Genomic DNA, 12,634 nt, shown 5'->3' with positions numbered 1-12,634 from the left:
TTGAACTGGGCTGATGTGGTGGTTCTGCTGCTGGCGGTGCTGGCGGCCGTATCCGGCGCATTCCAAGGCGTGATCATCGCCCTGCCGTCGCTGCTGGGCGTGATACTCGGCGCGATCGCGGGGATCAAGCTCGCCCCGCTGGTCGTGGAGCTGTTCACGCACCCGGCGGCGAAGGTCGCGTTCGCCGTGGCCACCGTGGTCTTCCTGGTCGCGCTCGGTGAGACGCTCGGGGTGTGGGCCGGGCGGCGGCTGCGGCAGAAGATCAACCCCGAGAAACTGTCCGGTTTGGACAAATCGCTGGGCGCGATCGTTCAGGCGGCGGTCGTGTTCGTGATCGCGTGGCTCATCGCGACCCCGCTGACCACGGTCTCCGGTCTGCCAGGCTTGGCGAAGGCGATCAACGGCTCCGCCGTGCTCGGCGGCGTCAACGACGTGATGCCGTCGGCCGCGCAGGGCTTCCCGAGCCAGTTGCGCAAACTGCTCGACGCGTCCGGCTTCCCGTCCATTGTGGACCCGTTCCAGCGCACCGAGACCCCGGACACCGAGCCGCCGGACACCGCGCTGCAGGCCAGCGCCGTGGTCCAGGACGTGCACCCGAGCGTGGTCAAGATCCGCGGCAACGCGCCGTCGTGCTCGCGCGCGCTCGAGGGCAGCGGGTTCGTCATCTCCCCGCATCGCGTGATGACCAACGCGCACGTGGTCGCGGGCACCGACGAGACCTGGATCGAGACCACCAAGGGCAAGTTCCCGGCGAAGGTCGTCTACTTCAACCCGGAGGTCGACATCGCGGTCCTGTCGACGCCGAGGTTCGAGGCGCCGCCGCTGCCGCTCGCGCCGGACCAGGCGAAGGCGGGCGACAGCGCGATCGTGCTGGGCTATCCGCTGGACGGGCCGTACACCGCGACGCCGGCGCGCGTCCGCGGGCGGATCAACCTGCGCGGGCCGGACATCTACGAGGCCAACACCGTGCAGCGCGACGTGTTCACCGTGCGGGCCGGTATCCGCAGCGGCAACTCCGGCGGTCCGATGATCGACCCGCAGGGCCAGGTCATCGGGGTCGTGTTCGGCGCGGCCGTGGAAGACCCCGACACCGGCTTCACGCTGACCGCGAACCAGGTCCGCGCGGAGATCGCGGCGGCGCCGTCGCAGACAGCCCAGGTCAGCACCGGCTCCTGCGCGGCTTAGTGAAACGGGATAAAGCGGGCTTTACTCCAGTCTGGGATAAAGCCCGCTTTATCCCAGGTCCTTGAGGAACTCGAGTAGCGCGTCGCTGGTACGGGCCGGGGCTTCCAGATGTGGGAAGTGCCCGATGCCCGCCCAGGGCTTCAACGCGGTGTGCGGGCCGAACCACGGTGTCGACGCGTAGGCGGTCTCCGGCAGCACGCAGCGGTCGGCCGAGCCGTGCACCTGCAGCACCGGCGCCGCGATCCGGGTGCCGACGGCGTCGGCGAACCGCTTGCCCTCGCCGCGGAACTGCGCGCGGAACGCCCAGCGGTAGTACTCGAGCGCGCTGTGCGCGACACCGGGCACGAGCATCGCCCGCCGGAACCTGGCCGCGGTTTCGGTGAAATCGGCCGTCTCCGTCCACTCAGGACCGGACCAGGCGCGCATGAGCGTCTCGATGGCGAGTGCGTCGTCGCGGACGAGGCCGCGTTCGGGCGACATCGGGATCTGGAACCGGAACAGGTGCGCGACCGCGCGCGCCTGGTTGGTGCGCCTGCGGTGCAACAGGGTCCCCGTGACCGAGGATTTCAGCGCCAGCGGATGCGCGGAGCCGAGCAGGCTCACCGACGAGGCGACACGGGGATGCAGCGCGGCGGCGGTCAGCGCGAGCATCCCGCCCCAAGCGTGCCCGGCCAGATGCGCGCGCCGGACGCCCAGCGCCCTGATCAGGCCCGCGACATCGCCTGCGAGCGTCCACGCGTCATAGCCGCGCGGGGGTTTGTCGGAGTCGCCGTAGCCACGCAGGTCGACGGCGATGGCACGATAACCCGCTTCGGCCAGAGCCTTGAGCTGGTGATGCCAGGTCCACCAGAACTCACCGAAGCCGTGCAGCAGGAGCACGGCAGGTCCGGAGCCGAGTTCCGCCACGTGCAGGCGGATGCCGTTCGCCGAGACGTCGCGATGCGTCCAGGGTCCGTCGAGCCGGACGGTGGACGGGTCCGGTGCCGACACCGCCGGGTCAGGCGGCGGGTTCGTCTTCGGCGTGCTGCGGCTTCAGTGCCGCGGCCGTCTCCTTGACGCTGGCGAGCGTGCGCTCCGGCGCCTTGATCTTGCGGACCTTGAGATAGCCCAGCCAGCCGAAGAGCCCGGCGACCACCAGCATCAGCAGGAACACGATGCCGTACGCGGCCCAGCGCTGCAGCCACTCCGAGAGCAGCTCGCCGAGGAAGAAAAAGAAGAAGAAGGAGCTGTACAGCAGCACCGCCAGCGCGATGATGAAGAAGACCGCGCCCTTGACGGCCTTCTTGGCCTCACGCACGACCTCGGTCTTGGCGAGTTCGACCTCGGCGCGGACCAGCGTCGACACATGCTGTGTCGCGTCGCTGACCAGTTTGCCGATCGACTGACCGCCGGCCGCCGTGTCCTCTTCCTTCGACAGCGGGAGGTACGGCACGTTGAGTTGCTGTTCCTGGCTGCTCACGGTGGTCATCGTGCCACGTGCGAGTTTCCGTGGCTCGCCGGGAGCGGATTGTGACCGTCGTGTCCGGCGCCGGGGCGCCGGACACGACCGCCGCGATCAAGCCGTCACGAGTGCCAGCCCATAGGTCTGCAGGATCTCGTTGACCGGCTGGAACCAGGTCTCACCACCACCGGAGCAGTTGCCCCAGCCGCCGGAGGTGACGCCTTGTGCCTGGTCACCGGTGATGAACGAGCCACCGGAGTCGCCGGGTTCGGCGCACACGCTGGTCTTGGTCATCCCGTAGACGGCGCCCTGGCTGTAGTTCACGGTCTCGTTCAGCCCGCGCACCGCGCCGCAGTGCCAGTGCGTCGTCGAACCGGACCGGCACACCGAGGTGCCGACCGGCGCCACCCACGACCCGCGCACGAGCGCGTCGGACACCGTGCCCCAGCCGAGCACGACCGGTGCCGGCCACCAGCCGTTGGTGATGCGGATGAACGAGTAGTCGTTGCCGGGGAACGACGAGCCCGCGAAGCTGCCCATGTACGAGCCGTCCCAGCCGACGGTCGAGCTGCCCGTGCCGCCGCAGTGCCCCGCGCTGACGAAGCCGCCTTGGACCGAGAAACCGATGGAACAGCGGGTGTTGCCGTTGATGTAGTACGGGTCGCCGCCCACGGTGCCCGCCGAGAACGTCCGCGGCGCTTCGCCTTGGACGACCGTGACCGGCCCCGCCTGCTTCGCGGTCTCGATGAACTTCTCGGCGGCGGTGTCGCGGTTGTTGACGGTGATCACGACCGAGCCGGAACGCGGGTCGCTGCGCCAGCTGCTCACGCCAGCGGGCGCCTTGAGCGCGTCGATCTTGGTTTTGGCGGTGTCCAAAGCCGCCGCGCTGACCTTCGAGGTGGCCGTTTCGGCGCCGGTCGCCCTGACGGCGCCCGCCTTGCCCTCGTCGGTGAGACCCACGACGAGCTTGCCGCTCGCCGGGTCGAACCAGGCGCCGCCGAACGCGGCCCCCGCGGCCTGCTGTGCGGCCGGTAGCACCCGGATCGCCGCCGACTCCTGTGCGACGCGGGCTCGCGCCTGGTGTTCGGTCAGGCCTAGATCACGCTGCATCGCGTCGGTGAGCCCGGGTGAGAGTTCTTGTGCCGCCGCGACGCCGGACAGCGAGGACATGGTCAACAGTGCCGCGCCCAGCATGAGGAAAGCTCTATGAGCCATCACTTTTCTCCTTGAATCAGCAGGGAGGGAGAAAGCGCGCGCTGGCACCGAGTGTGTGTTCCAGGACACAGTGCGTCCAGTGCCGGGCCGATAGCTGTCCCGAAGAGGTCAGTCACTGACCCGAAGGGACCGCTTCATGTCAAGGAATGTCTTGCGCGTGCGCCCGATTGCGCCGCAGCAGCACCGCGGCGGCGCCGAGCGACGCGACACCGGAAGCGATCAGGACGGCCGTCTTCGCGAGTTCCGCGGTCTCGGCTGGCAACGCCAGGTCCGCGATCAGCAGGCTCACCGTGAACCCGACACCGCCGAGCAAGGCCAGCGCGGCGAGATCACGCCAGCCGACGTCACGTGGCTTCTCGGCGATCTTCAACCGGACCGCGAGCATGCTCGCGCCCAGGATCCCCACGAACTTCCCGACGACGAGCCCGATCATCACCGCGAGGGGCAGCGCGGTCGTGAACACCTCACCGAGCGAGGCGCCGTTGACCTTGATCCCGGCCGAGAACAACGCGAACACCGGCACGGCCACGGCCGCCGACCACGGCTGCAGCCGGTGTTCGAGCCGGATCGCGGGCGCTTCGGCTTCGCCTTCGTCGGGGCGGACCCGCGTCAGCAGGCCGAGCGCGACCCCGGCGATCGTCGCGTGGATGCCCGACGAGTGCACCGCGACCCAGGTGATCAGCGCGAGCGGCACGTACAGCCAGGCCGTCCGCACCCGCTTGTGCTGCAAATAGGCGTAGAGCGCGAGCGCCGCAACCGCGATCCCGGCCGCGACCAGGTCGAATCGCGCGGTGAACAGCACCGCGATGACGATGATCGCGCCGAGGTCGTCGACGACGGCCAGCGAGAGCAGGAACACCCGCGCGCTGCTCGGCAGGTTGGACGCGGTCAGCGCGAGCACGCCGAGCGCGAAAGCGATGTCCGTGGCGACCGGGATCGCCCAGGCCTGGCCCATGTCCGGGTGGCCCCAGGCGATCGTGACCGCGAGCGCCGCGGGCACGATCATCCCGCCGAGCGCGGCGAGCACCGGCAGCACGGCCTGCTTGAACTTCGACAGCTCGCCGACCACGAGCTCGCGCTTGAGCTCCAGCCCGGCCACGAAGAAGAACAGCGCGAGCAGCCCGTCCTGCGCCCAATCGCCCAAGGTGAGGTTCAGGTGCAGGAAATGCGGCCCGAGCTCGGTGTCGCGGAAGGTGCGATAGAGATCACCCCAAGGCGAATTGGCCCACAGCAGCGCGAGCGCGGTCGCGGCGAGCAAGATCAGCCCACCGGTCGTCTCGGTGCGCAGGTAGCGGGCGAAATCCTTGGCTGGTGAGGTCACGGGCGCGGCTCCAGGGGTCGACGATCACTGTTGCCGACCAGACTTCCCGGCGCACCTTGACTTGATTTTAACGCGGACCTCCCGTTGACCGGACGGTAGTGCCTGCCCAAGAGTCCCCCTACCATGCCAATCGACAACGAAGTCTGATCACGAGGACGGACGAGCACGTGAATACCTCTACCGAGGTTGAACTGGACCGCAGGTTCTTCGGGCACCCACGAGGGCTGGCGAATCTGTTCGGCGTGGAGATGTGGGAGCGCTTCTCCTTCTACGGGATGCTCGGCATCCTGCCGATCTACCTCTACTACCAGGTCGCCGAGGGTGGCTTGGCGTTGCCGAAGACCACCGCGGTCAGCATCGTCGGCGCGTACGGTGGGCTGGTCTACCTCTCGGCCATCGTCGGCGCGTGGATCGCCGACCGGCTGCTCGGCTCCGAACGCACCCTGTTCTACAGCGCCATCCTGATCATGGCCGGTCACATCTCGCTCGCGGTGCTGCCAGGCTTGACCGGCATCGGCGTCGGCCTGGTGTGCGTCGCGCTCGGCAGTGGCGGGCTGAAGGCGAACGCGACGACGATCGTCGGCACGCTGTACGGCGAGAACGACGAGCGGCGCGACGCCGGCTTCACCATCTTCTACATGGGCGTCAACCTCGGCGGGTTCGCCGGGCCGCTGATCACCGGGCTCGTGCAGAAGGAGATCGGCTTCCACGTCGGCTTCGGGCTCGCCGCGATCGGCATGGCCGCCGGGCTCACCCAGTACTGGCTCGGCCGCAAGAACCTCGGCACCAAGGCGACCGAGGTGCCCAACCCGCTGCCGAGTTCGCAGCGGATGCTGGCGCTGGGCGTCGGCGTGGTGCTCGTGGTGGTCATCGTCGTGGCCGTGCTGACCGGGCTGGTCACCGCGGAGAACCTGTCCAATGTCACGGTCGGCATCGTCATCGTCGCCTCGGTGGCGTACTTCGCGCTGATCCTCACCAGCAAGAAGATCACCGCGCTCGAACGCACGCGGGTGTTCTCGTTCGTGCCGATGTTCGTCGCCAGCGCGGCGTTCTTCGCGCTGTTCCAGCAGCAGTTCACCGTGATCTCGATCTACACCGACGAGCGGCTCGACCGGAACCTGTTCGGCTGGGTCATGCCCGTTTCGTGGGTCAACTCGATCAACTCGGTGTTCATCCTGATCTTCGCGCCGATCGTCGCGCTGGTCTGGGTCAAGCTGAACTCGCGGCAGCCGTCCTCGCCGATCAAGTTCGCGCTCGGTGTCGGGCTGGTCGGGCTCGGCTTCCTGTCGTTCCTGCCGCTCACCGGCGGCGGCCCGAACAGCACCCCGCTGCTGGCGATGGTCGGCATCCTGTTCATCATCACGATCGCCGAGCTGATGTTGTCCCCGGTCGGGCTCTCGCTGTCGACCAAGCTGGCTCCCGAGGCGTTCCGCACGCAGATGGTCGCGCTGAACTTCCTCTCGATCTCGCTGGGCACGGCGCTTTCCGGTTCGCTGGCGAAGTTCTACTCGGCGGCGAACGAGACCGCGTACTTCGGCATCTCCGGTGGCGTGGCGATCGCGCTCGGTGTGCTGCTGGTCGTGCTCACCCCCGCCATCCGCAAGATGATGTCGGGCATCCATTAACCGACTGTGGTCCCGAAGATCACCCCGACGTAGTAGGTCACGAGCATCGTCAGCGCACCGACGCCGACGTTGCGGATGATCGCCCTGCGGACGTCGGCGTCGCCGAGCCTCGCGCTGATCAACCCGGTCAGCGCGAGGCCGACGACGACCGCGGCCGCGCAAGCCCAGACCCGCCAGGACACCGGCGGCAGCGCGATCGCGATGAGCGGCAGCAGCGCGCCGACCGTGAACGCCACCAAGGACGCCCAAGCCGCCTGCCACGGGCTGGTCAGATTGCCGGGATCGATGCCGAGTTCGGCTTCGGCGTGCGCCTGCAGCGCGTCGTTCTCGGTCAGTTCACGGGCGACCTCTGAGGCCAGTTGTGGTGAGAGGCCCTTGTCCTCGTAGATTTCCGCCAGTTCCCGTTCTTCGGCTTCCGGCATCGTCTTGAGTTCGATTTTCTCCTTGCGTAGCAATGCCTGTTCGGTATCGCGCTGCGTGCTCACGGAGACGTACTCGCCGCCCGCCATGGAAAGCGCGCCCGCGACCAGACCCGCGATTCCGGCGGTGAGAATGGTGGTGCTGTCGGTGGTCGCGCCCGCGACACCTACCACGATGCCCGCCACCGACACGATGCCGTCGTTGGCGCCGAGAACCCCGGCACGCAACCAGTTCAGCTTGCCGCCGATGTTCTCGTGCGGCTCGTGCTCGTGCTTGGCGTCAACGGTTTCGGTCACGTCTCAAGTGAAACACGGAATGCTTGTGGCGGCGAACGTTCGCCTTTTCGGTAAAGGCAGGCAATCCTCATTCAAGAATGCCTATCCTAAGTACGAAAAAAAGCCGGGGCGGGTGCCGCTGTTACTCGGCATCCGCCCCGGCGGGGGAAAAGTCTTACGCGTCGAGCTCGGCGAGCGCCTGCTTCGCCTGCTCCAGCTGCGCCTCGAGCTCGGCGACCTTCGCGGCCTGCGCTTCGCGGGCGGCGTTGATCACCTCGTCGATCGGGCCGGACAGCTCCACGTGCAGCTCCTTGGCCGCACGCGAGACGGCGGCCGCGGGGATGTCGAGGCCCTGGGCGACCCACTTGCTGCCGTGCTTGAGCTCGGCCTGCCAGTTGCCGTCGGCGGTGCCGGTGACGGTGAGCGTCAGCTCGACCGTGCGGGTCTTCTTGGCGGTCGTGGCTGCCTTGGGACGGCCGCGCTTGGGCTTGGCGTCTTCGGCGGGCTCCTCGGTCTCGCTGGGAGCGGGCGCCGGTGCCGGGGTGGTCTCCTCAGGCGTGGTGGTGGCCTGCGGTGCCGAGTCCGTCTCCGGTGCGGTCGCCGTTTCCTCTTGCGTCAAGGTGTCCACGGTCATCGTCGGTGTCGTCTCCTTGCCCGGAAATGGTGGTGGTGCCGCGCGCAGTCTAGAACAAGCGTTCGACTCGCGCGCGGTGGGGGGTGCCTGTGGGATAAAGCGGGCTTTATCCCGGCCGCTACTCCTCCGACTTGCCGGACTTCAGGCCGGACGAGATCAGGTCCATGACCGAGGAGTCGGCCAGCGTGGTGACGTCGCCGACCGCGCGGTTCTCGGCCACGTCGCGCAGCAGGCGGCGCATGATCTTGCCGGACCGGGTCTTCGGCAGCTCCTGGACGACCAGGATCTGGCGCGGCTTGGCGATCGGGCCGATCTCCTTGGCGACGTGGTTGCGCAGCTCCTGCACGGCCGCGTCACCACCGTCGACCGCGTTGCCGCGCAGGATGACGAACGCGACGATGCCCTGCCCGGTGGTCGGGTCGGTGGCGCCGACGACCGCGGCCTCGGCGACCGTCGGGTGCGAGACCAGCGCCGACTCGACCTCGGTGGTCGAGATGCGGTGCCCGGACACGTTCATCACGTCGTCGACGCGGCCCAGCAGCCAGATGTCGCCGTCGGCGTCGTACTTGGCGCCGTCACCGGCGAAGTAGTAGCCCTGCTCGGCGAACCGGGACCAGTACGTCTCCTTGAAACGGGCCTCGTCGCCCCAGATGCCGCGCAGCATGCCCGGCCACGGCTTGTCGAGCACCAGGTACCCGCCGCCGCCCTTGCCGACCTCGTTCGCCTGGTCGTCGACGATCTTCGCGGAGATGCCCGGCAGCGCGCGCTGCGCCGAACCCGGCTTGGTGCTGGTGACGCCTGGCAGCGGCGAGATCATGATGCCGCCGGTCTCGGTCTGCCACCAGGTGTCGACGATCGGGGCCTGGCCCGCGCCGATGTTCTCCCGGTACCAGATCCACGCCTCGGGGTTGATCGGCTCGCCGACGCTGCCGAGCACGCGCAGCGACGAGATGTCGTACTTCTGCGGGATCTCGTTGCCCCACTTCATGAACGTGCGGATCAGCGTGGGCGCGGTGTAGTAGATGGAGACCTTGTACTTCTGGATGATCTCCCAGTGCCGTCCCTCGTGCGGGGTGTTCGGCGTGCCTTCGTAGACGACCTGCGTGGTGCGGTTGGCGAGCGGGCCGTACACGATGTAGCTGTGCCCGGTGATCCAGCCGATGTCGGCGGTGCACCAGTAAACGTCTTCGCCGGCCTTGTGGTCGAAGACGTTGTGGTGCGTGTACGCCGCCTGCGTCAGGTAACCGCCTGAGGTGTGCAGGATGCCCTTGGGCTTTCCGGTGGTGCCGGAGGTGTAGAGGATGAAGAGCGGGTGCTCGGAGTCGAACGCCTCGGGGGTGTGCTCGGCGGACTGGCCGTCGACGAGCTCGTGCCACCACAGGTCGCGGCCCTCGATGAGCGGGATCTCGTCGCCGGTGCGGCGGATGACGAGCACCTTCTCGACCGACTCGGCGCCTTCGAGCGCCTCGTCGACGTTGACCTTCATCGGGGCGGCCTTGCCGCGGCGGTACTGGCCGTCGGAGGTGATGACGACCTTCGCCTCCTGATCGTCCACGCGGGACCGCAGCGCGGTCGGGGAGAAGCCGCCGAACACCACGGAGTGCAGCGCGCCGATCCGCGCGCAGGCGAGCATCGCGACGATCGCCTCGGGGATCATCGGGCACTGGATGGCGACGCGGTCACCCGCGCCGACGCCGATGGACGCGAGGCCGTTGGCGGCCTTGGAGACCTCGTCCTTCAGCTCCGCGTAGGTGATGTCGCGGCTGTCGCCCGGCTCGCCGACCCAGTGGATCGCGATCTGGTCGCCGTGGCCGCTCTCGACGTGGCGGTCGACGCAGTTGTACGCGACGTTCAGCTTGCCGCCGACGAACCACTTCGCGAACGGCGCATTGGTCCAGTCCAATACCTGGGACCACTTGGTGTCCCACGAGAGCCGCTCCGCCTGCGCCGCCCAGAACCCCTCGCGGTCGGCGTCCGCTTCGGCATACAGATCCGCCTTGGCATTCGCCTGCGCGCTGAAGTTCTCGTTCGGTGGGAAGGTCCGGCTCTCCGTGAGCAGGTTGTCCAGCGCCGGCGACTGCTCGGTCATGGTGCGATGCCTCCTGAATATTCGCGTGTCTTCACGCCCGTGGGCACGCTATCGACGTTACGACGCGAAGTAAAAGGTTGCAGCGCCGTTGCGCCCGGGTTTCACACCCTTGAGGTCAGGGAGCTACGGACCGCTGGCCATTCTGGTCCGGTCAGCGAGTAGACGACGGTGTCGCGCAGCGTGCCGTCGGGGCGTACGCGGTGTGCTCGCAGCACTCCTTCCCTTTGTGCGCCGAGGCGTTCGATCGCCCGCTGCGAGCGTTCGTTGCGGATGTCGGTCTCCCATGCGACGCGGTTGGCCTTCAGGTCGTCGAAAGCCCGTTGGAGCAAAAGGAGTTTCGCCTCGGTGTTGAGCGCGGTGCGCTGCCAGTCGCGGCCGATCCAGGTGTAGCCGATGTTGAGATTCCGGTGAGTGGAATCGATGTTGTAGTACGAGGTGGTCCCGGCGACCTCGCCGGTGCGCGCGTCGATCTGCGCCCAGGCGAGCCTGCCCGGCTGGCTCAGGATGGAGTCGATGAGCTTCGCGGTCTCGGCGACGTCCTGGGGTTGGCGGATGCTCAGCCAGGTGAAGATCGCCGGATCGGCGGTCGTCTTGTGCAGGCCTTCGGCATGCTCGGGGGTGAGCGGTTCCAGATGGACGTGCTTGCCGCGCAGGGTCGGCCGATCGAACCAGGTCATGATCTTGACGGTAAGCGGTGATGTGGCTGCCTTGTATGGCCAATTTCGAAGCATTTCAAGAGTCCACTTCGGCGTTGCCTATGCTCAGCGGCATGACGGATCGGGAAGAGCTCACCTGGGATTTGTTCGGCACGGCGAGCCGAGACCTCGCGCAGGCCATCGCCGACGACGGGTTCGAGCCGGACCTGATCCTGTCCATCGCCCGCGGCGGCCTGTTCGTGGCGGGCTCGCTCGGGTACGCGCTGGACGTCAAGAACCTGCACGTGATGAACGTCGAGTTCTACACCGGCGTCGACGAGCGCCTCGACCTTCCGGTCATGCTCCCGCCGGTGCCCAACGCCGTCGACCTCACTGGAGCGACCGTGCTCGTGGCCGACGACGTCGCCGACACGGGCGCCACCCTGAAGCTGGTGCGCGACTTCTGCGCCGACCACGTCGCGGAGGTCCGCTGCGCGGTGGTCTACGAAAAGCCGCGGTCCGAGGTGAAGTGCGAGTACGTCTGGAAGTACACGGACAAGTGGATCAACTTCCCGTGGTCGGTGCTGCCGCCAGTCGTCAAGCGCGAGGGTCAGGTGCTCGACGCGTGAGCGACCCCTTGGCACCACTGCTCGCGCTCGACGACGTCGCCGCCGCCGTGAAATCGGCCCAGGACGCGGTTTTCGCCGTCCACCGCCTGCCGGCCAACCTGCGCGACGGCTCGGCGACCGCCTCGGAAGCCTCCGTGCGCGCGGCCCGTTCCTCGGCGGGCATCGAAGGCGCTTCGCTGGACGTCTCGGACGTCGTGAGCGATCCGGTGCTGGCCGGCGCTTTGCGAGTGGCGGAAGCGCTCGAGTCCATCCTGCCGACTTGGCGGCGCGCGCCGTTGCAAGCGTTGGCCCGCTTGCACTTGCTGGCCGCGGCTGACCTGGTGTCCGATCAGGATTCGCTGGGCCGTCCCGTCTCCGGAGCGGGCCCGCGGCTGGAGTTGCTCGCGCAGTTGATCACGGGCGCGACCTCGGTCCCCGGCGCCGTGCTGTCGGCCGTCGTGCACGGGGAACTGTTGGCGCTCAAGCCTTTCGGCTCCGCCGACGGCGTGGTCGCCCGCGCGGCGGCCCGCCTTTCGATGATCGCGACCGGCCTCGACCCGAAGGCGCTGACGGTGCCCGAGGTCGCCTACTTCCGCCGGATCACCAAGTACCACGCGGCCGCCTCGGCGTTCGCCTCCGGCGCACCCGACGGCATCAGCGAGTGGCTCCTTTTCTCTTGCGAGGCAATCGAAAGCGGCGCCAAGGAGGCCCGCAGCATCTCCGACGCCGCCGGCTGACCCCGGTCCCGAAAGTGACTTTGGGCCCAGTGAACCCCGAAAGGGGCGTTCGTCAGGTGTGATAGCCCGAAAGTCGCTTTCGGCAGGTCGCATCTGACGAAAGTGGCTTTCGGGCTTTCATGGGCGGGTCAGGATCGCGTCGAGGAGGCCGGGGAACCGGGCGTGCACGTCCTCGGTCCGCAGCTCGACCCAGCGCTTCCGCCCCTCGGTGAACGTCGTGGTCACGCCGGCCTCGCGCAGGACGCGCCAGTGGTGGGACAGCGTCGGCGCGCTGATGTCGACGTCGTACGCCTCCAGCCCGCACGGGCACGGGCCATCCCCGTCACGCAGTGCGCGGACCAGTTCCAGGCGCACCGGGTCGGCCAAGGCCTGAAGTAGCGTCACGATCTCCAGCGCCTCGCGGGGCGGCTGCGGCAACGTCCTGGCCACGAAGCTCCTTAGATTGTTTG

Annotated in this window: 13 protein-coding genes; 4 read left to right on the top strand and 9 right to left on the bottom strand. The window is 68.2% G+C overall.

Translation table 11 applies throughout. From position 1 onward, the window contains the following. Nucleotides 1-1,185, top strand: coding sequence for a MarP family serine protease (locus BLV57_RS09765; protein ID WP_091288318.1), 1,185 nt, complete (start codon nucleotides 1-3; stop codon nucleotides 1,183-1,185). A 48-nt stretch (nucleotides 1,186-1,233) separates the two neighbouring features. On the opposite strand, the gene BLV57_RS09760 is transcribed toward BLV57_RS09765, so the two are convergent. The 4 genes from BLV57_RS09760 to nhaA all read right to left on the bottom strand — a co-directional run bounded on the left by BLV57_RS09760 (nucleotide 1,234) and on the right by nhaA (nucleotide 5,162). After that, nucleotides 1,234-2,175 (bottom strand): alpha/beta fold hydrolase, encoded by a 942-nt coding sequence (locus tag BLV57_RS09760; RefSeq protein ID WP_091288317.1) that lies wholly within the window; start codon nucleotides 2,173-2,175, stop codon nucleotides 1,234-1,236. A 7-nt stretch (nucleotides 2,176-2,182) separates the two neighbouring features. Beyond that, on the bottom strand, nucleotides 2,183-2,653 hold the full coding sequence (locus BLV57_RS09755) for a phage holin family protein (RefSeq protein ID WP_091288316.1): 471 nt from the start codon (nucleotides 2,651-2,653) through the stop codon (nucleotides 2,183-2,185). 87 nt (nucleotides 2,654-2,740) lie between these two features. Further along, on the bottom strand, nucleotides 2,741-3,841 hold the full coding sequence (locus BLV57_RS09750; protein ID WP_091288315.1) for a S1 family peptidase: 1,101 nt from the start codon (nucleotides 3,839-3,841) through the stop codon (nucleotides 2,741-2,743). Nucleotides 3,842-3,980: 139 nt separating this feature from the next. Further along, nucleotides 3,981-5,162: a Na+/H+ antiporter NhaA gene (gene nhaA / locus BLV57_RS09745; RefSeq protein ID WP_091288314.1), complete on the bottom strand. Its 1,182-nt coding sequence runs from the start codon at nucleotides 5,160-5,162 to the stop codon at nucleotides 3,981-3,983. Between the two features lie 167 nt (nucleotides 5,163-5,329). On the opposite strand from nhaA, the gene BLV57_RS09740 reads away from it, so the two are divergent. Then, complete coding sequence (locus BLV57_RS09740) at nucleotides 5,330-6,787, top strand: peptide MFS transporter (RefSeq protein ID WP_091288313.1); 1,458 nt, start codon at nucleotides 5,330-5,332, stop codon at nucleotides 6,785-6,787. On the opposite strand, the gene BLV57_RS09735 is transcribed toward BLV57_RS09740, so the two are convergent. The 4 genes from BLV57_RS09735 to BLV57_RS09720 all read right to left on the bottom strand — a co-directional run bounded on the left by BLV57_RS09735 (nucleotide 6,784) and on the right by BLV57_RS09720 (nucleotide 10,882). After that, nucleotides 6,784-7,503 carry a VIT1/CCC1 transporter family protein gene (locus tag BLV57_RS09735; protein ID WP_091288312.1) on the bottom strand — a complete coding sequence of 240 codons (720 nt, stop codon included), beginning with the start codon at nucleotides 7,501-7,503 and terminating at the stop codon, nucleotides 6,784-6,786. The genes BLV57_RS09740 and BLV57_RS09735 overlap by 4 nt on opposite strands. A 154-nt stretch (nucleotides 7,504-7,657) precedes the next feature. After that, nucleotides 7,658-8,116, bottom strand: a complete 459-nt coding sequence (locus BLV57_RS09730; RefSeq protein ID WP_091288311.1) for a DUF6319 family protein — start codon at nucleotides 8,114-8,116, stop codon at nucleotides 7,658-7,660. A 118-nt stretch (nucleotides 8,117-8,234) separates the two neighbouring features. Beyond that, the gene (gene acs, locus BLV57_RS09725; RefSeq protein ID WP_091288310.1) at nucleotides 8,235-10,205 is read right to left on the bottom strand and encodes an acetate--CoA ligase; all 1,971 of its coding nucleotides are present in this window, start codon (nucleotides 10,203-10,205) and stop codon (nucleotides 8,235-8,237) included. A gap of 101 nt (nucleotides 10,206-10,306) precedes the next feature. Next, a complete protein-coding gene (locus tag BLV57_RS09720) occupies nucleotides 10,307-10,882 on the bottom strand; it encodes a GNAT family N-acetyltransferase (protein WP_091288309.1) in 576 nt (191 codons plus the stop codon). 92 nt (nucleotides 10,883-10,974) lie between these two features. Between BLV57_RS09720 and BLV57_RS09715 the strand changes: the two genes are divergently transcribed. Both BLV57_RS09715 and BLV57_RS09710 read left to right on the top strand, forming a co-directional pair. Next, entirely contained in the window at nucleotides 10,975-11,469 is a 495-nt protein-coding gene (locus BLV57_RS09715; RefSeq protein ID WP_091289059.1) for a phosphoribosyltransferase, read from the top strand. Further along, nucleotides 11,466-12,185, top strand: a complete 720-nt coding sequence (locus BLV57_RS09710; RefSeq protein ID WP_091288308.1) for a Fic family protein — start codon at nucleotides 11,466-11,468, stop codon at nucleotides 12,183-12,185. Before BLV57_RS09715 ends, BLV57_RS09710 begins: the two co-directional genes overlap by 4 nt. A gap of 117 nt (nucleotides 12,186-12,302) precedes the next feature. On the opposite strand, the gene BLV57_RS09705 is transcribed toward BLV57_RS09710, so the two are convergent. Next, nucleotides 12,303-12,614: an ArsR/SmtB family transcription factor gene (locus BLV57_RS09705; RefSeq protein WP_091288307.1), complete on the bottom strand. Its 312-nt coding sequence runs from the start codon at nucleotides 12,612-12,614 to the stop codon at nucleotides 12,303-12,305. Nucleotides 12,615-12,634: the final 20 nt, after the last annotated feature.

It is taken from the genome of Amycolatopsis xylanica (assembly GCF_900107045.1).
GTDB lineage: Bacteria > Actinomycetota > Actinomycetes > Mycobacteriales > Pseudonocardiaceae > Amycolatopsis > Amycolatopsis xylanica.
Note: the sequence above shows the minus strand (reverse complement) of the source record. Positions and strands in the feature narration are given on the sequence as shown.

What these genes read in the sequence shown, in the direction of transcription:
- BLV57_RS09755 (WP_091288316.1), bottom strand. Translation starts at nt 2,653, where the DNA reads ATGACCACCGTGAGCAGCCAGGAACAGCAACTCAACGTGCCGTACCTC.
- BLV57_RS09750 (WP_091288315.1), bottom strand. Translation starts at nt 3,841, where the DNA reads ATGGCTCATAGAGCTTTCCTCATGCTGGGCGCGGCACTGTTGACCATG.
- BLV57_RS09730 (WP_091288311.1), bottom strand. Translation starts at nt 8,116, where the DNA reads ATGACCGTGGACACCTTGACGCAAGAGGAAACGGCGACCGCACCGGAG.
- acs (WP_091288310.1), bottom strand. Translation starts at nt 10,205, where the DNA reads ATGACCGAGCAGTCGCCGGCGCTGGACAACCTGCTCACGGAGAGCCGG.
- BLV57_RS09720 (WP_091288309.1), bottom strand. Translation starts at nt 10,882, where the DNA reads ATGACCTGGTTCGATCGGCCGACCCTGCGCGGCAAGCACGTCCATCTG.
- BLV57_RS09715 (WP_091289059.1), top strand. Translation starts at nt 10,975, where the DNA reads ATGACGGATCGGGAAGAGCTCACCTGGGATTTGTTCGGCACGGCGAGC.